The organism is Pseudomonas sp. p1(2021b) (genome assembly GCF_020151015.1).
GTDB classification, from domain to species: Bacteria; Pseudomonadota; Gammaproteobacteria; order Pseudomonadales; family Pseudomonadaceae; genus Aquipseudomonas; species Aquipseudomonas putida_K.
The window spans coordinates 337,854-358,648 of the sequence record NZ_CP083746.1; the positions used below are offsets into that span (position 1 = coordinate 337,854).

Below are 20,795 nucleotides of genomic sequence, written 5' to 3' on the forward strand. Positions count from 1 at the left end.
TGTGGGAGCGGCCCGTTGCCGATTACAGCCCGTTACGCGCCTTGAACTCGCGACGACGGCGGTGCAGCACTGGCTCGGTGTAGCCGTTTGGCTGCTTGGCGCCTTCGATCACCAGTTCGATGGCGGCCTGGAACGCGATGTTGTCATCGAAGTTCGGGGCCATCGGGCGGTACTGGGCGTCGCCGGCGTTCTGCTTGTCCACCACTGCGGCCATGCGCTTGAGGCTTTCGAGCACCTGCTCCTGGGTGACGATGCCGTGGCGCAGCCAGTTGGCCAGCAACTGGGCCGAGATGCGCAGGGTGGCGCGGTCTTCCATCAGGCCGACGTCGTTGATGTCTGGGACCTTGGAACAACCCACGCCCTGGTCGATCCAGCGGACCACGTAGCCGAGGATGCCCTGGGCGTTGTTGTCCAGCTCGTTGCGGATCTCGTCAGCCGACCAGTTGGTGTCGGCTGCCAGCGGGATGGTCAGGATGTCGTCCACCGAGGCCGGTGCGCGCTTGGCCAGCTCGCGCTGGCGCTCCTGCACGTTGACCTTGTGGTAGTGCAGGGCGTGCAGGGTGGCGGCGGTCGGCGACGGTACCCAGGCGGTGTTGGCGCCGGCCAGCGGGTGGGCGATCTTCTGCTCGAGCATCGCGGCCATCAGGTCAGGCATGGCCCACATGCCCTTGCCGATCTGGGCGCGGCCTTGCAGGCCGGTGGCCAGGCCGATGTCGACGTTGTTGTTCTCGTAGGCGCCGATCCATTTTTCGTTCTTCATGGCGCCCTTGCGCACCACGGCGCCGGCTTCCATGGAGGTGTGGATTTCGTCACCGGTACGGTCGAGGAAGCCGGTGTTGATGAACACCACGCGCTCGGCGGCCGCCTTGATGCAGGACTTGAGGTTGACCGTGGTACGGCGCTCCTCGTCCATGATGCCGACCTTGACGGTATTGCGCGCCATGCCCAGCAGGTCTTCGACGCGGCTGAAGATCTCGGCGGCGAATGCCACTTCCTCAGGGCCGTGCATCTTCGGCTTGACGATGTAGACGCTGCCGGTGCGGGTGTTCTTGCGGGTGGTGTTGCCCTTGAGGTTGTGCAGGGCGATCAGGTTGGTGAACAGGCCGTCCTGGATACCTTCCGGGATCTCGTTGCCCTGGCCGTCGAGGATCGCCGGGTTGGTCATCAGGTGGCCGACGTTGCGCACGAACAGCAGCGAACGGCCGTGCAGGGTGACGGTGCCGCCAGCAGGCGCGGTGTATTCGCGGTCAGGGTTCATGGTACGGGTGAAGGTCTTGCCGCCCTTGGTCACGTTCTCGGACAGGTCGCCTTTCATCAGGCCCAGCCAGTTGCGGTAGACCACGACCTTGTCGTCGGCATCGACGGCGGCGACGGAGTCTTCGCAGTCCATGATGGTGGTCAGCGCCGATTCCATCAGGATGTCCTTCACGCCGGCGGCGTCAGTGCTTCCAACCGGGGTGCTGGCGTCGACCTGGATCTCGAAGTGCAGGCCGTTGTGCTTGAGCAGGACTGCGGTCGGCGCGGCGGCGTCGCCACGGTAGCCGATCAGCTGGGCATCGTCGCGCAGGCCGCTGTTGCTGCCACCTTTGAGGGCGACGACCAGCTTGCCGCCTTCGATGCGGTAGCCGGTGGAGTCGACATGGGAGCCGGCGGCCAGGGGCGCGGCTTCGTCGAGGAAGGCGCGGCCGAAGGCGATGACCTTGTCGCCACGGACCTTGTTGTAGCCCTGGCCTTTCTCGGCGCCGCCTTCGTCGCTGATGGCATCGGTGCCGTACAGCGCGTCATACAGCGAGCCCCAGCGGGCGTTGGCGGCGTTCAGGGCGAAGCGGGCGTTCATCACCGGCACCACCAGCTGCGGGCCGGCCATGTGGGCGATTTCTTCGTCCACATTCTGGGTGGTGGCCTGGAAATCGTCGGCTTGTGGCAGCAGGTAGCCGATTTCCTGGAGGAAGCTCTTGTAGGCTACGGCGTCATGGGCCTGGCCTTTACGCGCCTGGTGCCAGGCGTCGATCTTGGCTTGCAGTTCGTCGCGCTTGGCGAGCAGGGCTTTGTTCTTTGGAGCGAGGTCGTTGATGATCTTTTCCGCACCCGCCCAGAACTGCTCGGCGACGATGCCGGTCCCTGGAATGGCTTCGTCGTTGACGAAGTCGTACAGGACCTTGGCGACCTGAAGGCCACCGACTTGAACGTATCCAGTCATTGCTTGCCTCACTCTGCTCAGCTATTTCGCTCTTCTGTATTAAGCCTGTAGCGCTTCTCTAAACACGGCACCAGTACTTGCCCTCGTGTATGAGCGCGGCTGGGTGCGGCTCGCCAGACGGGCCGGCGGGCGGGTTGCGTATTTTCACAGGCGCCTTGGCAGACATCCAAACGACGTTTTGTAGTCCGCGCCGCGGCATACTACATGAAGCAGTAGGCGGGGTGGAATCAGACTAAAAGCGTCGTTGTGCGACCAACAGATCGCATAGGGTCACGCTGGGAGACGTTATGTTCGCAAAAAACAGGTGGATTGTTCCAGATAAATCTTGAAACAGTACACGATTCTTTGTGCGGACCGCCCTGCGGCAGGTTGCCGCGCCTTGCCTATACTGTTGCGATGCCCCCGTATTTCGCCGTGCGCAGCGGCGCCGGCCACCTGACTAGCAGAGCTGAGGAGCGGCCCGTGGACCATCTCGTACTGACAGTGATCGCCCCCGACAAGGCCGGGCAGGTCGAACGCATCGCCCAATGCATTGCCGAGCATAACGGTAACTGGCTGGAGAGTCGCATGTCGCGGATGGCCGGGCAATTCGCCGGGATTCTGCGGGTCGCGGTGCCGGCTGAATCCTACGATGACCTGGTCGAGGCCCTGCATAAGCTGTCCAGCCATGACATTCGCGTGCTGATCGCCGAGAGCGGCATCGAGCCGTCGTGCACCTGGAAGCCGATCGCCATGGAGCTGGTGGGCAACGACCGGCCGGGTATCGTGCGGGACATCACCCGCTTGCTGGCCGAGCAAGGCGTGAACCTGGAGCGCTTCACCACCGAGGTAAGGCCGGCGCCCATGAGCAGCGAGCCGCTGTTCCATGCCGATGCGTTGCTGGCGCTGCCCCTGACCCTGTCACTGGATGATCTGCAGCACAGGCTGGAGAGCCTGGCCGACGACCTGATGGTAGAGCTCAAGCTGCGCCCGGAAGACTGAGCGCCGAACCTGTTCGCGAGTGAACCCGCTTCCACAGGATCTTAAAGGTCATTGTGGGAGCGGGTTTACCCGCGAAAGAGGTTATCCCAAGATCATGGGGGCGGCGCTGTGGATAACCTGGGGGCGCTCCTCCCCAGCCCAAGAAATTCGCAGGCTCCAGAGCTTTGAGCAAAAAACGTTCAGATATCAGGGGCTTGTGCACAAAGCACGGGGACGAGGATGTGGATAACCTTTGGAGATGTCTCTGCAGGCCTCGTAATGCGAGGCCTGCAGAGATTCGATCATTTTTTGATCAGCTTCGCTTGCGCAAACTCAACCAGGCATCGACGCTATAGATAGCCAGGCCCGCCCAGATGAACATGAACGCCATCAGGGTGCTGGAGGACAGCTGCTCACCGAACAGCAACACCGCCTGCAGCAGCACCAGGGTCGGCGCCAGGTACTGCAGGAAGCCCAGCGTGGTGTAGGGCAGGTGGCGGGCGGCGGCATTGAAGCACACCAACGGCACCAGGGTGACCGGCCCTGCGGCCATCAGCCAGAGCGCTTCGCTGCTGGTGTAGAACTCGGCCTGGGCGCTGGTCGCCGTTGGGTGCAACAATAGCCAGCCGAGGGCCAGGGGTACCAGCATCCAGGTTTCCACCACCAGCCCCGGCAGCGCTGCCACCGGCGCCTGCTTGCGGATCAGGCCATAGAAGCCGAACGACAGCGCCAGCACCAGCGAAACCCAGGGCAGGCTACCGACCTGCCAGACTTGCTGGGCCACACCCACCGCCGCCAGCCCCACCGCCAGCCACTGCAGGCGGCGCAGGCGCTCGCCGAGCAGCAGCATGCCCAGCAGCACGTTGACCAGCGGGTTGATGTAGTAGCCCAGGCTCGCCTCGAGCATACGCCCGTTGTTCACCGACCACACATAGGTCAGCCAGTTGCCAGCGATCAGTGCCCCGCTCAGGGCCAGGATGGCCAGGCGGCGCGGGTTGTCGCGCAGTTCGCGCCACCAGCCCGGGTGCTTCCAGACCAGCAACAGGAGCGAGCCGAACAGCGCCGACCAGAGCACGCGGTGGACGATGATCTCGACCGCCGGAACACTCTGGATGGCTTTGAAGTACAAGGGGAACAGGCCCCAGATGATATAGGCGCTCAGGCCCAGGATATACCCGCGACGCGGGTTTGCGGCGTGCATGCAGATTCCTTGCTTAGGTAACTAAATACAGCACGCCTATTGTAGACAGAGCGCCCAGCGCTTCTAAAACAATTTCAGCGGTTCTTCATCCAATGCGGCGATCTGTTCGCGCAGGGCGAGGATCTGGTCGCCCCAGTAACGTGGCTGGCCGAACCAGGGGAAGCTGGGCGGGAACGCCGGGTCGTCCCAGCGTCGGGCCAGCCAGGCACTGTAGTGCAACTGGCGCAGGGCGCGCAGGGGTTCGATCAGCGCCAGCTGGCGTGGGTCGAAGTCATGGAACTCGTTGTAGCCGTCGATCAGTTCGGCCAATTGGCCCATACGTTCTTCGCGGCTGCCGGCGAGCATCATCCACAGGTCCTGGACCGCCGGGCCCATGCGACAGTCGTCCAGGTCGACGATATGGAACGTCTCGTCACGGTACATCAGGTTGCCGGGGTGACAATCGCCGTGCAGGCGGATCACCTGGTGCGGGGTGCGTGCATAGATGGCCTCGACCCGCTGGAGCACATCGCGGGCGACCGATTCGAAGGCCGGCAGCAGCTCGCGGGGAACGAAATCGCCGGCGAGCAGGGTTGCCAGCGAGGCGTGGCCGAAGTTATCCACCGCCAGTGTCTCACGGTGCTCGAAGGGCCGCGCCGCGCCGACCGCGTGCAGGCGGCCGAGCAGTTGGCCAAGGCGGTAGAGCTGGTCCAGGTTGCCGGGCTCCGGCGCGTGGCCGCCGCGCCGTGGGAACAGGGTGAAGCGAAAGCCTTGGTGTTCGAACAGGCTGCGGCCGCCGTGCTGCAGCGGGGCGACGACCGGTACCTCGCACTCGGCAAGTTCGGCGCTGAAGCGGTGTTCCTCGAGGATGGCATCGTCGCTCCAGCGGCCGGGGCGGTAGAACTTGGCGATCAGCGGTTGCGCCCCTTCGATGCCCACCTGGTAGACGCGGTTCTCGTAGCTATTGAGCGCCAGCACCCGGGCGTCGCTGAGAAAGCCCAGGCTTTCCACGGCATCCAGGACCAGGTCGGGGGTGAGGGTATCGAAGGGGTGGGACATGGTGGCTCCGGGCACAGGGGTGCGGAAGTGAATGGTAACGCAGCTGTGTGCGGATGGGGTTGGCGTGTGGGAGCACGCTTGCCCTGTGATAGGCTGCAGGGTAGCTGTAAGCTTTTCAGGCCTTGGTCTGCCGGGCGCGTCGAAGTGGCTGATTTTGCGGCTGCTGCGCAGCCGATCGCGGGGCAAGCCCGCTCCTACAGGGGGGCTAGTCGCTTGGCTTACACCGGCACGCCCAGCAGCACGTAAGAAGGGTGGAACTGCGCCCGCACCCGGCTGCCTGGGGCTACCTTGGTTTGTTCCAGCCAACGCACCTCGGCGAACGCGCAGAGTGTCTGCCCATTGCCCAGCACCAATCGCACCTCGCTGGGCCCGTTGTCGTCGGCCAGTATGTCCTCGACCGTGGCCTGCAGGCAGTTGCTGCCTTCGGTGCTCGAATCGGTCTCGCCGAGCACCTGCACCCAGCCTGCCTTCAGCAAGGCCACCACCGGTGTGCCCAGCGCCAATTCCAGTCGCTCGGTGCTGTCGCGGGTGATCAACGCTTCGATTTCCAGGCCGCCGCCCAGGTCCAGGCTGACACGGTCATGCCGCCCTTCACGGCGCAGCCCGCTGACCTGTCCATGCAGTTGGTTACGCGCACTGGTACGCAGCATCAAGCGGCCGAGCAGGTCGAGGTCGCTGCTTTCTTCCGCCGCCTCGAAGACCTGCGCTTGCAGTGCCTGCAACCGCTGGTACAGACGCAGGACCCGTTCGCCCTCGGCGGACAACCGCGCCCCGCCGCCGCCCCGCCCTCCGGTGCTGCGCTCCACCAGGGGGCGGCTGGCCAGGTTGTTGAGCTCATCGATGGCATCCCAGGCGGCCTTGTAGCTCATGCCGGCAGCCTTCGCGGCGCGTGTGATCGAGCCCTGTTCGGCGACGTGCTGCAGCAAGGCGATGCGCTGCGGGCGACGGGCGATGTGCTGGGTGAGCAGGGCGGGTAGGGACATGGTGGCGTGTCGGTGGTAATGAAGATGCAGTGACGGTGCCGCTCGCCTGCAGGCAAGTCAAGGTCAGCCATGGTAGCTTCGATCTCACAGGCCACATATCCCTTAGAATTGAGCCCCAAAGGCTCAACCCTGCCCCGGCTTGGGCGTACGCGCCAGGCAATACACATCGACCCGCCGCGCCCCGGCCTTGCGCAGCAACATCGCGATGGCCTGGGCGGTTGCACCGGTGGTCAGCACGTCATCGACAATGGCCAGGTGCAGCCCATCGAGCCGCGTCCCGGGCGCCAGGCCGAAGGCCATTCGCAGGTTACGCTTTCGTGCCCGGGCACCGAGGGTTTGCTGGGCCGGTGTATCGCGGGTGCGCTGCAGCAGCGTTTCGTTGCACGGGACCGCCAACTGCCTGGACAGCCATCGGGCAAGCATCGCCGCCTGGTTGAAGCCCCGCTGGCGCAGTCGACGCCGGGTCAGGGGCACGGGCAACAACTGGTCAGGTTTTGCCATGCCCTCCCCGTAGCGATGCAGCAGGGCCTGCCCCAGCAGCAAGGCCATCAGCCGGCCCAGCGGCCACTGGCTGCGGTGCTTGAAGCGGCTGACCAACGCATCGACCGGAAAGCCGAAGTGCCACGGCGCCACGACTTGCTCGAAGGCCGGCGACACGCGGCTGCACTGGGCGCAGGTCAAGCCGCTCATTGGCAGGGGCAGGGCGCAGCGGGTGCAGTGCTCGTCCAGCCAGGGCAGGGCCTGTTCGCAGTGCATGCACAATGGGTAAGGCTGTGCGCTGGTTTCATCGCAGAGCAAACAGGCGTGATCAATATTTGAACACTTGTAAACCATGCGTTTTATGAGTGGTTGACAGTACATGGTCCTTCCCTGAGTATGCGGCGTATCCGTGATGCGCTGGCGGGCTTTCCTGTCCCGGCGCCAGTCAAAGCCTAAACAAGGAAACGCCGATGAGCGCCAGCACAACTGCAACAACACGTCACGACTGGACCCTCGCCGAGGTCAAGGCTCTGTTCCAACAGCCGTTCAACGACCTGCTGTTCCAGGCGCAGACGGTGCATCGCGCGCATTTCGACCCCAACCGCGTGCAGGTTTCCACCTTGCTGTCGATCAAGACCGGCGCCTGCCCGGAAGATTGCAAATATTGTCCGCAGTCCGGCCACTACAACACCGGGCTGGAAAAGCAGAAGCTGATGGAAGTGCAGAAGGTCCTGGAAGAAGCCGCTCGCGCCAAGGCCATCGGCTCTACCCGCTTCTGCATGGGCGCTGCCTGGAAACACCCGTCGGCCAAGGACATGCCCTACGTGCTGGAGATGGTCAAAGGGGTCAAGGCCATGGGCCTGGAAACCTGCATGACCCTCGGCAAGCTCGACCAGGAGCAGACCAAGGCCCTGGCAGAGGCCGGTTTGGACTACTACAACCACAACCTCGACACCTCGCCGGAGTTCTACGGCAGCATCATCACCACCCGCACCTACGGCGAACGCCTGCAGACCCTGGCCTACGTGCGCGACGCCGGGATGAAGATCTGCTCCGGCGGTATCCTGGGCATGGGCGAGTCGCTCGACGACCGTGCAGGCCTGTTGATCCAGTTGGCCAACCTGCCGGAGCATCCGGAGTCGGTGCCGATCAACATGCTGGTCAAGGTCGCCGGTACGCCGTTGGCCGACGAGGAGGATGTCGACCCGTTCGATTTCATCCGCATGCTGGCGGTGGCACGCATCCTGATGCCCAAGTCCCATGTGCGCCTCTCCGCCGGCCGCGAGCAGATGAACGAACAGATGCAGGCCCTGGCCTTCATGGCCGGTGCCAACTCGATCTTCTACGGCGAGAAACTGCTGACCACGGCCAACCCCCAGGCCGACAAGGACATGCAGCTGTTCGCCCGCCTTGGTATCCAGCCAGAAGCCCGTGAAGAGCACGCCGACGAAGTGCACCAGGCGGCCATCGAACAGGCGTTGGTCGAGCAACGCAGCAGCGAGCTGTTCTACGACGCAGCTTCGGCCTGACCATGGCCTTCGACCTGGCGGCCCGCCTGGCCGAACGGCGCGCTGCGGACCTGTATCGGCAGCGGCCGCTACTGGAAACCCCCCAGGGGCCAGAGGTGGTGGTCGACGGCCAGGCGCTGCTGGCCTTCTGCAGCAACGACTACCTGGGGCTGGCCAACCACCCCGAGGTGGTCGCGGCCTGGCGCGCCGGCGCCGAACGCTGGGGCGTCGGTGGCGGCGCCTCGCACCTGGTGATCGGCCACAGCAGCCCGCACCACGAGGTGGAAGAAGCCCTCGCCGAATTGACCGGGCGCCCGCGTGCGCTGTTGTTCTCCACGGGCTACATGGCCAACCTCGGCGCCATCACGGCGTTGGTCGGGCAGGGCGATACCGTGCTGCAGGACCGTCTCAACCATGCCTCGCTGCTCGATGGTGGCCTGCTCAGCGGTGCGCGCTTCAGTCGCTACCTGCACAACGACGCGGCCAGCCTGGCCAGCCGCCTGGCCAAGGCCACCGGCAATACCCTGGTGGTCACCGACGGCGTGTTCAGCATGGATGGCGACCTGGCCGACCTGCCGGCGTTGGCACGAGCCGCGCGCGCGCGCGATGCCTGGCTGATGGTCGATGATGCCCATGGCCTGGGCACGCTCGGTGCCAATGGCGGCGGTATCGTCGAGCACTTTGGCCTAGGAGTGGAAGAGGTGCCGGTATTGATCGGCACCCTTGGCAAGGCCTGCGGCACCGCAGGGGCCTTCGTGGCCGGCAGCGAAGAACTGATCGAGGCGTTGGTGCAGTTCGCCCGGCCCTACATCTATACCACCAGCCAGCCGCCGGCGCTGGCCTGCGCCACGCTCAAGAGCCTGGAGCTGTTGCGCCGCGAGCGCTGGCGCCGCGAGCACCTCGAGGCGTTGATCCGCCAGTTCCGCCAGGGCGCTGAACAGATTGGCCTGGACCTGATGGACAGCCCGACCGCGATCCAGCCAATCCTGATCGGTGACAGCGCGCGCGCCCTGCAGTTGTCACGCATGCTGCGCGAGCGGGGCCTGCTGGTCACCGCCATCCGCCCGCCGACCGTACCTGCCGGCAGCGCGCGTTTGCGCGTGACCCTGAGCGCAGCGCACAGCGAGGCCCAGGTCCAGCTATTGTTGAATGCATTGGCCGAGTGTTACCCCTTGCTGGAGTCCGCCGATGCGTAACCGATTGATCCTTCTGCCGGGCTGGGGCCTGGGCACTGCTTCGCTGGAACCATTGGCCGCGAGCCTGCGTGCGCAGGACCCGCGCTTGCAGGTCGAACTGCGGCCCTTGCCGGAGCTCGCCGATGGCGATGTCCAGGCCTGGGTCGAGCGCCTCGACCGCACGCTGCCCACCGACAGCTGGTTGGGTGGCTGGTCGTTCGGCGGCATGCTCGCCAGCGCCCTGGCGCACAAGCGCGGCGACCATTGCTGCGGCCTGCTGACACTGGCCAGCAACCCCAGTTTCGTCCAGCGTCCGGATTGGGCCCATGGCATGGCGGTGGACACCTTCGGCACCTTCCTCGATGGTTGTCGCAGCCACCCCCAGGTGACCCTCAAGCGCTTTCGCACCCTGTGCAGCGAAGGCGCGCAGATGCCGCGCACCTTGTTACGGCAACTGGGCATAGGCGTGCCCGACACCGACCCGTTGTACCTGGCCACAGGCCTCGAAGTCCTGGCCAAGCTCGATACCCGCAATGCCCTGGAGCAATACGGCGGGCCCCAGCTGCATTTGTTCGCCGGCAGCGACGCGCTGGTACCGGCAGAAGCGGCCAAGGCCCTTAGCGAACTGTTGCCGGACGTGGAAGTCGGCCTGGTCGAAGACAGTTCCCACGCCTTCCTGCTGGAATACCCACAGGAACTGGCGGCGGGCATCAAGAGTTTCCTGCATGAGAGTGGCGATGACTGACCTTTCCCGTCCGACCCTGCCCGGCACGTTGCCGGACAAGCGCCAGGTGGCGGCTTCGTTCTCCCGCGCAGCGGCCAGCTATGACAGCGTGGCGGCCTTGCAGCGTGCGGTAGGCATGTTCCTGCTCGAGCAGTTGCCGGCGGGCCTGCAACCTGGGTGCTGGCTTGACCTGGGCAGTGGCACAGGGCATTTCAGCCGGGCATTGGCCGAGCGTTTCCATGGCAGCGCCGGTGTGGCGGTGGACATTGCCGAAGGCATGCTGCGCCATGCCCGTGAACAAGGTGGCGCCCAGCATCATGTGGCCGGCGATGCCGAACGGTTGCCGCTGCGCGATGAAAGTGTCGACCTGGTGTTCTCCAGCCTCGCGGTGCAGTGGTGCAGCCAGTTCTCCAGCGTGCTGGGCGAGGCCTGGCGTGTGCTACGGCCAGGCGGTGTGCTGGCGTTCAGCAGCCTGTGTGTTGGCACGCTCGACGAGCTGCGCGCCAGTTGGCAGGCCGTGGACGGGCTGGTGCACGTCAACCGCTTCCGGCGCTTCGAAGACTACCAGCGACTGTGCGGCGAAAGCGGCTTGCAGGTGCTTGGCCTGCAGCGGCGTCCCCATGTGCTGTATTACCCTGATGTACGCAGCCTGACCCATGAGCTCAAGGCCCTGGGCGCGCACAACCTCAACCCGGGGCGGCCATCCGGGCTGACCGGGCGGGCGCGCATGCAAGGTTTGCTGCAGGCCTATGAACGCTTCCGCCAGCCGCAGGGCCTGCCGGCCACCTACCAGGTGGTGTATGGGGTGTTGCGCAAACCGCTCGCAGGCGAGGTGTGACATGGGCCAGGCCTATTTCATTGCCGGTACCGACACCGACGTCGGCAAGACCACCATCGCCGCCGGGCTGCTACATGCGGCACTGTCCCAGGGGCTGAGCACCTTGGGTGCCAAGCCGGTCGCCTCGGGGTGTACGGTGACGGCCAAAGGGCTGCGCAATGCCGATGCCCTGGCGCTGATCGACCAGAGCTCTGTGAAGCTGCCTTACGAGCAGGTCAACCCTTTCGCCTTCGAGCCGGCCATCGCTCCCCATGTGGCGGCCCGCGAGGCAGGCGTAAGCCTGCAGGTCTCGACGTTGCTGGCCGCCATGCGCCATGTACTGGACCAAGGCGCCGACTTCACCTTGGTCGAGGGGGCCGGGGGCTGGCGGGTGCCGTTGTCTGGCCATGCCAACCTGTCGGACCTGGCCATTGCCTTGAAGCTGCCGGTGATCCTGGTGGTGGGCGTGCGCCTGGGTTGCATCAACCATGCCCTGCTCAGTGCCGAGGCGATCGCCCGGGATGGCCTGCAGCTGGCCGGGTGGGTGGCCAATATCGTCGACCCACGGACCTCGCGCCTGGAGGAGAACCTCGCCAGCCTGGCCGAGCGGCTGCCGGCGCCCTGCCTGGGCAGGGTACCGTGGCTCAAGCAGGCCACGGCCGAGGCGGTGGCGGAGCACTTGCAACTGGATTTGCTGGACTAGCGCCACACGTTCATGCACCTCTGTAGGAGCGGACTTGTCCCGCGGTCGGACATACAGCGTTCCCATGGCCACAGGCTATTGCATGGCATAAGGCTATTAGGGATTTAAACGGGTCTTTTCCGCCAATGGCTGCTTTAATGAGGCCTGCTCTTCATCCGATTCTGGAGCCCTGACATGGAAATCACCGGTAGCACTGCTTATTACGCAGGCCTTGGCGCCCTCCAGGCCGGGCAGCACCGTGTCGACCAGGCCGCCAGTCAAATCGCCAACGGCACCGTCGAGCGTGCCGCCACCAGCCAGTCCAGCGACTATCAGGCCGAGCGCCTGCGCGCCGTCGACCGCAGCCAGCAGATGGATCTGGCCACCAGCAGCGTCGAGTTGGCGCTGGGCAAGCATCACGTCGAGCTTGGCGCCAAGATCGCCAAGGCTTCGGACGAAATGCTCGGGCGATTCATCGATACCTACGCCTGATTAACGGGACGCGTTTCCCTGTAGGTCCGCCGCACCGTCGCACCTACAGGGACCTGCGCGGTCATTGGGTGCGCAGGATCGTGGCGTTTATGCCATGTTTCGCGGCATAAATGGCACCATAGTCCATCCTTGACATTGGCCCGTGCTAAACGTAAGTTTCAAACAACTGTTTGACGCAAAGCCGCCAAGCGCTGGTCGGTGCCCGCGGTCTTTCCACCGGACTCATCACAGAGGTTCATCGCTATGCCTGATTACAAAGCCCCCTTGCGTGATATTCGCTTCGTTCGCGACGAACTGCTCGGCTACGAGGCGCACTATCAGAGCCTGCCGGGTTGCCAGGACGCCACGCCCGACATGGTCGATGCGATCCTCGAGGAAGGCGCGAAGTTCTGTGAACAGGTACTGGCCCCGCTGAACCGCGTCGGCGACCAGGAAGGCTGTACCTGGAGCGAGTCGGGCGTTAAGACCCCGACTGGCTTCAAGGAAGCCTACGAGCAATTCGTCGAAGGTGGCTGGCCGAGCCTGGCCCATGATGTCGAGCACGGCGGCCAGGGTCTGCCGGAGTCGCTGGGCCTGGCCCTGAGCGAAATGGTCGGCGAATCGAACTGGTCGTGGGGCATGTACCCAGGCCTTTCCCATGGCGCGATGAACACCATCTCCGCCCACGGCACGCCCGAGCAGCAGCACACCTACCTGACCAAGCTGGTATCCGGCGAATGGACCGGCACCATGTGCCTGACCGAACCGCATTGCGGTACCGACCTGGGCATGCTGCGCACCAAGGCCGAACCCCAGGCCGATGGCAGCTACAAGGTGTCCGGCACCAAGATCTTCATTTCTGCGGGCGAACACGACATGGCCGAGAACATCGTCCATATCGTCCTGGCCCGCCTGCCCGACGCCCCGGCGGGCACCAAGGGCATCTCGCTGTTCATCGTGCCGAAATTCCTGCCCAACGCCGAAGGCGGCGTAGGTGAGCGCAACGGCGTGAGCTGCGGTTCCATCGAACACAAGATGGGCATCCACGGCAACGCCACCTGCGTGATGAACTTCGACGGTGCCACCGGCTACCTGATCGGCCCGGCCAACAAGGGCCTGAACTGCATGTTCACCTTCATGAACACCGCTCGCCTGGGCACCGCGCTGCAAGGCCTGGCCCACGCCGAAGTGGCTTTCCAGGGTGGCCTGAAGTACGCCCGTGAACGCCTGCAGATGCGCTCCCTGACCGGCCCGAAGGCGCCGGACAAGGCCGCCGACCCGATCATCGTCCACCCGGACGTGCGCCGCATGCTGCTCACGATGAAAGCCTTCGCAGAGGGTAACCGCGCGATGGTGTACTTCACCGCCAAGCAGGTGGACATCGTCAAGTACAGCCAGGATGAAGAAGCGCGCAAGAAGGCCGACGCCCTGCTGGCCTTCCTCACCCCGATCGCCAAGGCGTTCATGACCGAAGTCGGTTTCGAAGCGGCCAACCACGGCGTGCAGATCTATGGCGGCCACGGCTTCATCGCCGAGTGGGGCATGGAGCAGAACGTGCGCGACAGCCGTATTTCCATGCTGTACGAAGGCACCACCGGCATTCAGGCCCTTGACCTGCTCGGCCGCAAGGTGCTGATGACCCAGGGCGAGGCGCTCAAGGGCTTCACCAAGATCGTTCACAAGTTCTGCCAAGCCCAGGAAGGTAACGAAGCCGTGCAGGAGTTCGTCACGCCGCTGGCTGCGCTGAACAAGGAGTGGGGCGAGCTGACCATGAAGATCGGCATGGCGGCCATGAAGGACCGTGAGGAAGTCGGTGCCGCTTCGGTGGACTACCTGATGTACTCCGGCTACGCCTGCCTGGCCTACTTCTGGGCCGATATCGCCCGCCTGGCGGCGGAAAAACTGGCCGCCGGTACCGACGAAGTCGCGTTCTACACCGCCAAGCTGCAAACCGCGCGATTCTACTTCCAGCGGATCCTGCCGCGCACCCGTGCCCATGTGGCCGCGATCTTGTCCGGTGCCGACAACCTGATGGCGATGAAGGAAGAAGACTTCGGTCTGTCCTGCTAAACCGCCCGGCTGTACCGGAAACCGTCTGCCCTGACCGGCAGGCGGTTTTTTTGGCTGCGTTTGATGGAGTGGGGCTTAGGGGGGGCGAAGATCACGCGCTACCCGCGCGGGCGCTTGCCCGATGCGCATATTCATCTATTCATGTGCGCTGCCGATGAACTAAAGGCACAATGCCATTATTGATCTGCCGGGTCGGAGATTGCCTTTTGTTTCGTCTATCCGCTGTACGCGCGAGCCACTTCCTGCCCTCGCTGTTCCTGTTGCTGGGGGGGTTGGCGGCGGCCTATGTGAAGGACCTCAATGTGTTCTTCACGTCCTTGTTCAACGTGCTGCCCACCCTCGTGCTGCTGCTGGGTGGAGCCTATTGCACGGTGTATCGAAGGCAGCGCGAGCTGTTCCTGATGGTCACGGTGTATATCGCCTATTTCCTGCTCGATACCCAAACCGATTTCTACCGCGACAATGGCAAGGTGCGCGAGGACGCGGCGGTGGTGTTCCACATGGTCTGCCTGCTGCTGCCCGCATTGTTCGGCCTGTACGGGGCCTGGCAGGAGCGTACCCACCTGGCCCAGGACCTGCTGGCGCGTTTCGCGGTGCTGTTCGCGGTGGGCAGCGTGGCGTTGGCCTTGGAGCAGCGCTACCCGGACGCCTTGCTGGGGTGGTTGGCGGAGATCCGCTGGCCTTCGCTGCATGGACAATGGATGAGCCTTGTTCAGCTGGCATACCCCGTATTCCTGGGCATGTTCATCCTCCTCGTGGTGCAGTACCTGCGCCAGCCAAGGCCGTTGCATGCGGCGCAGGTCATCGGCCTGCTGGGCATCTTCTGGATGCTGCCCAAGACCTTCATCCTGCCGTTCACTCTCAACATCATGTGCAGCCAGGTGATGCTGATGATCGCCGCAGCGGTGTCCCACGAGGCCTACCAGATGGCGTTTCGCGACGAACTGACCGGCCTGCCGGGCCGTCGGGCACTGAACGAGCGCTTGCAGCGGCTGGGGCGCAACTATGTGATCGCCATGACCGACGTGGACCACTTCAAGAAATTCAACGACACCCATGGGCATGATGTCGGTGACCAGGTGCTTCGCCTGGTCGCCAGCCGGTTGGGCCGGGTGACCGGGGGAGGGCGTGCCTACCGCTATGGCGGCGAGGAGTTCGCCTTGGTGTTCGCCGGCAAGACCGCCGAGGAATGTACGCCGCACCTGGAGGCCGTGCGCGAAATGATCGCCAACTATGCGATCCAGCTGCGCGACCGGAACAACCGTCCACAGGACGACTCGGCAGGGAGGCAGCGCCGCGCTGGGTCGCCGGGCAATGCGGTATCGGTGACTATCAGTATCGGCGTCGCCGAGCGCCAGGCTGCCCATCGCACGCCGGACGACGTGCTCAAGTCCGCCGACCAGGCGCTCTACAGCGCCAAGGGCGCGGGTCGCAACTGTGTCATGGTGTTTGGCGAGCATTCCAGGCGTGGCGCAGTACGCATGGCGTGACTATGCGTGACCATTTGGTCGCGTGATGACCCTATGTCTCGCAAACGTTGTTCGGGTACACTCGTTTCACCTAGTGCCGCGGTCCTGCCGGATCGCCCCGACCCTGATAGCGAGAGGTTGTCATGGCTGACTATAAAGCGCCCCTGCGCGATATGCGTTTCGTTCTGAATGAAGTCTTCGAGGTGGCCAAACTCTGGCAACAATTGCCTGCCCTGGCCGAGGCTGTCGATGAAGAGACCGCCATGGCCGTGCTGGAGGAAGCGGGCAAGGTCACCAGCAAGACCATCGCCCCGCTGAGCCGCAGTGGTGACGAAGAGGGGTGCCATTGGGAGAGCGGCGCCGTACGCACGCCGGCAGGCTTCATCGAGGCCTACAACACCTACGCCGAAGGTGGCTGGGTGGGCGTCGGGGGCGACCCGCTGTTCGGTGGCATGGGCATGCCCAAGGCGATTTCCGCTCAGGTCGAGGAGATGGTCAACGCCTCTAGCCTGGCCTTCGGCCTGTACCCGATGCTGACTGCCGGGGCGTGCCTGTCGATCAACGCCCATGCCAGCGAAGCGCTGAAGGAAAAATACCTGCCCAACATGTATGCAGGTGTGTGGGCAGGCTCCATGTGCCTGACCGAGCCCCATGCCGGCACCGACCTGGGTATCATCCGCACCAAGGCCGAGCCCCAGGCGGATGGCAGCTACAAGGTCAGCGGCACCAAGATCTTCATCACCGGCGGCGAGCACGACCTGACCGAGAACATCATCCACCTGGTGCTGGCCAAGTTGCCGGACGCACCGGCCGGCCCGAAGGGGATCTCGCTGTTCCTGGTGCCGAAGTTCCTGGTCAACGACGATGGCAGCCTGGGCGCACGCAACCCGGCCAATTGCGGGTCGATCGAACACAAGATGGGCATCCAGGCCTCGGCGACCTGCGTCATGAACTTCGACGGCGCCACCGGCTACTTGGTGGGCGAGGCGAACAAGGGCCTGGCGGCGATGTTCACCATGATGAACTACGAGCGCCTGGGTGTCGGTATCCAGGGCTTGGCGTCGGCCGAGCGCTCCTACCAGAATGCTGTGGAATACGCCCGCGAGCGCTTGCAGAGCCGTGCGCCAACCGGGCCCCAGGCCAAGGACAAAGCGGCCGACCCGATCATCGTTCACCCCGATGTCCGCCGTATGTTGCTGACCATGAAGGCGTTGATCGAAGGTGGCCGCGCGTTCTCCACCTACGTTGCCATGCAACTGGACAGCGCCAAGTACAGCGAAGACGCCACGACCCGCAAGCGCAGCGAAGACTTGGTGGCGCTGCTGACGCCAGTGGCCAAGGCCTTCCTCACTGATCTGGGCCTTGAGTGTGCGGTGCACGGTCAGCAGGTATTCGGCGGCCATGGCTACATCCGCGAGTGGGGTCAGGAGCAATTGGTGCGTGATGTGCGTATCACCCAGATCTACGAAGGCACCAATGGCATCCAGGCCCTGGACCTGATGGGGCGCAAGGTGGTGGGCAATGGCGGTGCGTTCTACCGCCTGTTCTCCGACGAGATTCGCCAGTTCATCGCCAGCGCCGGCTCCGAACTGGGCGAGTTCACCACCCCGCTCGCCGCATCCCTCGAGCAACTCGACGGGCTCACCGAATGGGTATTGGCGCAGGCCAAGGGCAACCCCAACGAAATCGGGGCGGCATCGGTGGAATACCTGCATGCCTTCGGTTACGTCGCCTACGCCTACATGTGGGCCCTGATGGCTCGCGCTGCGCTGGCAGGTAAGGGCGACGAGGCCTTCTATGCCGCCAAGCTGGGTACCGCACGCTTCTATTTCGCTCGCCTGTTGCCGCGTGTGGGCTCGCTGGTGGCCTCGGTCAAGGCGGGCAGCGAAACGCTCTACCTGCTCGACGCCGCGCAGTTCTGACCTGGTTGGTGTAAGCCCGCTCCTACAAAGCCCTGGCGGTGAAGTAGGAGCGGGCTTTTTTGTGGATGGCTTTTAACAAGAAGTCACATTTATGTGTGACTTTGTAAGCTATCTCCTACACGACGTGACGGTGTTTTTCCTCTTTCCTAGGATTGGATCCACGGTTAATCTTTCTCACAAGGACGTAGCGCAGGAAGCGCAAAGGACAGAACAGGGACACGTAGGATTCCTGCCAGGACGGTGGGGCGATAGGGATGTCGAAGGGAAACAGTCTGGGAAACCCCGCTTAGGCGGGGTTTTCTTTGTGTGCGTTTTTTCAGCCAAGCACGTCCAGAGGCGACATGCCGGGCTGACGTCCATCGGCCTCCTCTTCCAGCAATGTGCGCAGCAACTCCACCGAGGCCTGCTGGCGTTGGGCATCGCGAAATACCAAGCCTACCTTCAGCGGCACCCGCGGTTCGCTCAAGGGCTTCCACAGCAGTGTCTGGTCGTCTTCTCCCACATCCTTGGCCCGCCCAGGCAGGATGGTCGCCAACGCGGTATGCGCCAGGCTGTCGAGAATCCCTGCCATGTTGTTCATCTCTGCCTCCACCTGCGGCCTGCGCCCCAGGTTGGCCAACTGGGTCTGCCAGATCTGGCGCATCTGGAACTCCTCGCCGAGCATCAGCATGGGTAATTCTGCGGCCTGGCGTACCGAGACCTTCTTGAAATCCTTCAGGGGGTGGGTATTGGGGATGACCAACTGGAGTTCGTCTTCATACAGCAACAGGCCATGCAAGCCAGGTTGGCGGGGTGGCAGGTAGCTGATACCGATGTCCAGGCTGCCGTTGAGCAGGCGCCGCTCGATTTCCATCCCCGAGAGTTCGTAGATCTGCACCACCAGGTGCGGCTGGGCCTTGCGCACACGCTCGAGCAACTGCGGCACCAGGCTTGGCCGCAGGGTGCGCATGACGCCGATGGCCAGGGTACGCAGGGCTTGGCCCTTGAAGTTGCGCATGGCCTCGTGGGCGCGCTGCAGGCCATCGAGCAACGGCAAGGCATGGTTGTACAGGGTGTGGGCGGCCAGGGTGGGCAACAGGCGCTTGTTGCTGCGCTCGAACAGGTTCAGGTCGAGGCTGTGCTCGAGGTGGCGGATCTGCTGGGAGAGTGCGGGTTGAGAGAGCGACAGGCGTTCGGCGGCCCGGCCCACATGGCCTTCTTCATACACCGCGACGAAATAACGCAACTGACGAAAATCCATAAGATCCACTTATCGAAAATGCTGGAAAAACCAAATGGCCGCGAATCCGCGACAGGCCTAGTCTATCGCTGTATTCCGGCGGCTCACAGCAACCTTTGCAGCTATTGTTACCCGCCCGGAAAAAGACTTTTGATAGGCCAGGCAAAATAAACCTTTCCCATAAGCCTTGGCTGCCTTCTACCGTGCATGGCTGGAGCCCCGATGAACCTGTTCAACCTGCGCCGATCGACCCCTGTGGTCGCCGAGCCCAAGCGCGCGCTCGTGAGCCAGCCGCCGGCAGCGCCCCTGTCTCGCGAGCGGCTGATGCCAAGCGCGGAGCGGGCAGCGCAGGTATTCGTACGTGGGCAGGGCTCCTGGTTGTGGGATGACCAGGGGCACGCCTATCTGGATTTCACCCAGGGTTGCGCGGTCAACAGCCTGGGCCATAGCCCCAGCGTGCTGGTCAAGGCCCTGGCCAACCAAGCTCAGGCGCTGGTCAACCCGGGCACGGGTTTTCATAGTCGCGGCCTGCTGACGCTCGTCGACCAGCTGTGCCAGAGCACGGGCAGCGATCAGGCGTACTTGCTCAACAGTGGTGCCGAGGCCTGCGAGGGCGCAATCAAGCTGGCGCGCAAGTGGGGCCAGCTGCATCGCAATGGCGCCTATCACATCATCACCGCCAGCCAGGCGTGCCACGGGCGTAGCCTGGGCGCGCTGTCGGCCTCCGACCCGCTGCCATGCAATCGCTGCGAGCCCGGCCTGCCGGGCTTCAGCAAGGTCCCATTCAATGACCTGGCGGCCCTGCATGCGGCCGTGGACTCGCGCACCGTGGCGATCATGCTCGAGCCGATTCAGGGCGAGGCCGGTGTGATCCCTGCCACGGTCGAGTACCTCAAGGGTGTCGAGCAGCTGTGCCGCGAGCTGGGGATCCTGTTGGTCCTCGACGAGGTCCAGACTGGCATCGGTCGTTGTGGCGCCTTGCTCGCCGAACAGACCTACGGCGTACGCGCCGACATCATCACCTTGGGTAAAGGCCTGGGGGGCGGCGTGCCGCTGGCGGCCCTGCTGGCCCGTGGCACAGCCTGTTGCGCCGAGCCTGGCGAGCTGGAGGGTAGCCACCATGGCAACGCATTGATGAGCGCCGCTGGCCTGGCAGTACTCAAGACCGTGCTTGAACCTGGTTTCTTCGAGCATGTGCAGGACAGCGGCCGCCATCTGCGGGATGGCCTCAGCCGGTTGGCCGGCCGGTACGGCCAGGGCGAGGTGCGTGGCCAAGGGCTGCTCTGGGCCTTGCAGCTGCGCGACGAACTGGCCAGGGAGTTGGTCGAGGCCGCGCTGCATGAGGGCTTGCTGCTCAACGCGCCGCAGGTGGACGTGGTGCGATTCTCTCCGGCACTGACCGTGAGCAAGGGCAATATCGACGAGATGCTCCTGCGCCTGGCCCGGGCCTTCGCCCGCCTGCATGTCCAGCAACACAGTCGCCGCGAGGCATCGGCCTGAATGGCCGCCGCGGCGTAACGAATTTCAACGAACCGTCTCGCGTTCCTGCGCATCGCCCTTGGCCTGCAGTTTTTGGCCCGGGGCGTTTTTTTTGCCCGGTGGATGGGGGTGGTGCCTATTTGCCGGCGATGGGCACAACGCAGCCGTTGCTGTCCATGGAGGAACCTTGGAGGAATGCAGCTAGTCTCTTGTTAAACCTAACAAGGAGAGCATTGCATGGACTTCATTCGCATCATCATCGCCATCATTCTTCCGCCGCTGGGCGTATTCCTTCAGGTGGGCTTTGGCGGTGCGTTCTGGCTGAACATCCTGCTGACGTTGCTCGGTTACATTCCCGGCATCGTGCATGCGGTCTATATCATCGCCAAGCGGTGAT

The 20,795-nt window shown here is 64.1% G+C and carries 18 protein-coding genes; 12 read left to right on the forward strand and 6 right to left on the reverse strand.

Going from position 1 to position 20,795, the window contains the following annotated elements; translation table 11 throughout:
* Positions 1-22 precede the first annotated feature (22 nt).
* Positions 23-2,200 (reverse strand): malate synthase G, encoded by a 2,178-nt coding sequence (locus tag K8374_RS01485; protein WP_224457686.1) that lies wholly within the window; start codon positions 2,198-2,200, stop codon positions 23-25.
* Positions 2,201-2,662: 462 nt separating this feature from the next.
* Here K8374_RS01485 and K8374_RS01490 point away from each other — a divergent pair, with 462 nt between their 5' ends.
* The gene (locus tag K8374_RS01490; RefSeq protein WP_084856265.1) at positions 2,663-3,181 is read left to right on the forward strand and encodes a glycine cleavage system protein R; all 519 of its coding nucleotides are present in this window, start codon (positions 2,663-2,665) and stop codon (positions 3,179-3,181) included.
* A gap of 292 nt (positions 3,182-3,473) precedes the next feature.
* On the opposite strand, the gene rarD is transcribed toward K8374_RS01490, so the two are convergent.
* From rarD to K8374_RS01510, 4 genes are all read right to left on the reverse strand, one after another.
* Positions 3,474-4,361 carry an EamA family transporter RarD gene (gene rarD / locus K8374_RS01495; RefSeq protein ID WP_084856263.1) on the reverse strand — a complete coding sequence of 296 codons (888 nt, stop codon included), beginning with the start codon at positions 4,359-4,361 and terminating at the stop codon, positions 3,474-3,476.
* Between the two features lie 63 nt (positions 4,362-4,424).
* Positions 4,425-5,399: a serine/threonine protein kinase gene (locus K8374_RS01500; protein ID WP_224457687.1), complete on the reverse strand. Its 975-nt coding sequence runs from the start codon at positions 5,397-5,399 to the stop codon at positions 4,425-4,427.
* A 218-nt stretch (positions 5,400-5,617) separates the two neighbouring features.
* Entirely contained in the window at positions 5,618-6,382 is a 765-nt protein-coding gene (locus tag K8374_RS01505; RefSeq protein WP_224457688.1) for a TOBE domain-containing protein, read from the reverse strand.
* Between the two features lie 123 nt (positions 6,383-6,505).
* On the reverse strand, positions 6,506-7,243 hold the full coding sequence (locus tag K8374_RS01510) for a ComF family protein (protein ID WP_224457689.1): 738 nt from the start codon (positions 7,241-7,243) through the stop codon (positions 6,506-6,508).
* Positions 7,244-7,332: 89 nt separating this feature from the next.
* Between K8374_RS01510 and bioB the strand changes: the two genes are divergently transcribed.
* The 9 genes from bioB to K8374_RS01555 all read left to right on the forward strand — a co-directional run bounded on the left by bioB (position 7,333) and on the right by K8374_RS01555 (position 17,700).
* Positions 7,333-8,391 (forward strand): biotin synthase BioB, encoded by a 1,059-nt coding sequence (gene bioB / locus K8374_RS01515; RefSeq protein WP_224457690.1) that lies wholly within the window; start codon positions 7,333-7,335, stop codon positions 8,389-8,391.
* A gap of 2 nt (positions 8,392-8,393) precedes the next feature.
* Positions 8,394-9,566, forward strand: coding sequence for an 8-amino-7-oxononanoate synthase (gene bioF / locus K8374_RS01520; protein WP_224457691.1), 1,173 nt, complete (start codon positions 8,394-8,396; stop codon positions 9,564-9,566).
* The gene (locus K8374_RS01525; protein ID WP_084856252.1) at positions 9,559-10,290 is read left to right on the forward strand and encodes an alpha/beta fold hydrolase; all 732 of its coding nucleotides are present in this window, start codon (positions 9,559-9,561) and stop codon (positions 10,288-10,290) included. The genes bioF and K8374_RS01525 overlap by 8 nt, the downstream gene beginning before the upstream one ends.
* Positions 10,283-11,107 (forward strand): malonyl-ACP O-methyltransferase BioC, encoded by an 825-nt coding sequence (gene bioC / locus K8374_RS01530; protein ID WP_224457692.1) that lies wholly within the window; start codon positions 10,283-10,285, stop codon positions 11,105-11,107. The genes K8374_RS01525 and bioC overlap by 8 nt, the downstream gene beginning before the upstream one ends.
* A 1-nt stretch (position 11,108) precedes the next feature.
* Positions 11,109-11,789, forward strand: coding sequence for a dethiobiotin synthase (gene bioD, locus K8374_RS01535; RefSeq protein WP_224457693.1), 681 nt, complete (start codon positions 11,109-11,111; stop codon positions 11,787-11,789).
* Between the two features lie 174 nt (positions 11,790-11,963).
* A complete protein-coding gene (locus K8374_RS01540; RefSeq protein ID WP_224457694.1) occupies positions 11,964-12,260 on the forward strand; it encodes a pyrroloquinoline quinone biosynthesis protein PqqE in 297 nt (98 codons plus the stop codon).
* 243 nt (positions 12,261-12,503) lie between these two features.
* On the forward strand, positions 12,504-14,309 hold the full coding sequence (locus K8374_RS01545; protein WP_224457695.1) for a phenylacyl-CoA dehydrogenase: 1,806 nt from the start codon (positions 12,504-12,506) through the stop codon (positions 14,307-14,309).
* Positions 14,310-14,515: 206 nt separating this feature from the next.
* Positions 14,516-15,799 carry a GGDEF domain-containing protein gene (locus K8374_RS01550; protein WP_224457696.1) on the forward strand — a complete coding sequence of 428 codons (1,284 nt, stop codon included), beginning with the start codon at positions 14,516-14,518 and terminating at the stop codon, positions 15,797-15,799.
* A gap of 122 nt (positions 15,800-15,921) precedes the next feature.
* The gene (locus K8374_RS01555) at positions 15,922-17,700 is read left to right on the forward strand and encodes an acyl-CoA dehydrogenase C-terminal domain-containing protein (RefSeq protein ID WP_224457697.1); all 1,779 of its coding nucleotides are present in this window, start codon (positions 15,922-15,924) and stop codon (positions 17,698-17,700) included.
* Between the two features lie 316 nt (positions 17,701-18,016).
* Here K8374_RS01555 and K8374_RS01560 read toward each other — a convergent pair whose 3' ends face one another.
* Positions 18,017-18,940, reverse strand: coding sequence for a LysR family transcriptional regulator (locus K8374_RS01560; RefSeq protein ID WP_224457698.1), 924 nt, complete (start codon positions 18,938-18,940; stop codon positions 18,017-18,019).
* A 201-nt stretch (positions 18,941-19,141) separates the two neighbouring features.
* Between K8374_RS01560 and K8374_RS01565 the strand changes: the two genes are divergently transcribed.
* Complete coding sequence (locus tag K8374_RS01565; protein ID WP_224457699.1) at positions 19,142-20,419, forward strand: aspartate aminotransferase family protein; 1,278 nt, start codon at positions 19,142-19,144, stop codon at positions 20,417-20,419.
* 216 nt (positions 20,420-20,635) lie between these two features.
* Positions 20,636-20,794 carry a YqaE/Pmp3 family membrane protein gene (locus tag K8374_RS01570; RefSeq protein ID WP_009681539.1) on the forward strand — a complete coding sequence of 53 codons (159 nt, stop codon included), beginning with the start codon at positions 20,636-20,638 and terminating at the stop codon, positions 20,792-20,794.
* The last annotated feature ends 1 nt before the right edge of the window (position 20,795 follow it).

Bases quoted from the DNA above. Each gene is read 5' to 3' on its own strand.
- K8374_RS01545 (WP_224457695.1), top strand. From the start codon at position 12,504: ATGCCTGATTACAAAGCCCCCTTGCGTGATATTCGCTTCGTTCGCGAC.
- K8374_RS01510 (WP_224457689.1), bottom strand. From the start codon at position 7,243: ATGTACTGTCAACCACTCATAAAACGCATGGTTTACAAGTGTTCAAAT.
- bioD (WP_224457693.1), top strand. From the start codon at position 11,109: ATGGGCCAGGCCTATTTCATTGCCGGTACCGACACCGACGTCGGCAAG.
- K8374_RS01525 (WP_084856252.1), top strand. From the start codon at position 9,559: ATGCGTAACCGATTGATCCTTCTGCCGGGCTGGGGCCTGGGCACTGCT.
- bioC (WP_224457692.1), top strand. From the start codon at position 10,283: ATGACTGACCTTTCCCGTCCGACCCTGCCCGGCACGTTGCCGGACAAG.
- rarD (WP_084856263.1), bottom strand. From the start codon at position 4,361: ATGCACGCCGCAAACCCGCGTCGCGGGTATATCCTGGGCCTGAGCGCC.
- K8374_RS01500 (WP_224457687.1), bottom strand. From the start codon at position 5,399: ATGTCCCACCCCTTCGATACCCTCACCCCCGACCTGGTCCTGGATGCC.
- K8374_RS01555 (WP_224457697.1), top strand. From the start codon at position 15,922: ATGGCTGACTATAAAGCGCCCCTGCGCGATATGCGTTTCGTTCTGAAT.
- K8374_RS01560 (WP_224457698.1), bottom strand. From the start codon at position 18,940: ATGGATTTTCGTCAGTTGCGTTATTTCGTCGCGGTGTATGAAGAAGGC.
- K8374_RS01540 (WP_224457694.1), top strand. From the start codon at position 11,964: ATGGAAATCACCGGTAGCACTGCTTATTACGCAGGCCTTGGCGCCCTC.
- K8374_RS01505 (WP_224457688.1), bottom strand. From the start codon at position 6,382: ATGTCCCTACCCGCCCTGCTCACCCAGCACATCGCCCGTCGCCCGCAG.
- bioB (WP_224457690.1), top strand. From the start codon at position 7,333: ATGAGCGCCAGCACAACTGCAACAACACGTCACGACTGGACCCTCGCC.
- bioF (WP_224457691.1), top strand. From the start codon at position 8,394: ATGGCCTTCGACCTGGCGGCCCGCCTGGCCGAACGGCGCGCTGCGGAC.
- K8374_RS01565 (WP_224457699.1), top strand. From the start codon at position 19,142: ATGAACCTGTTCAACCTGCGCCGATCGACCCCTGTGGTCGCCGAGCCC.
- K8374_RS01485 (WP_224457686.1), bottom strand. From the start codon at position 2,200: ATGACTGGATACGTTCAAGTCGGTGGCCTTCAGGTCGCCAAGGTCCTG.
- K8374_RS01570 (WP_009681539.1), top strand. From the start codon at position 20,636: ATGGACTTCATTCGCATCATCATCGCCATCATTCTTCCGCCGCTGGGC.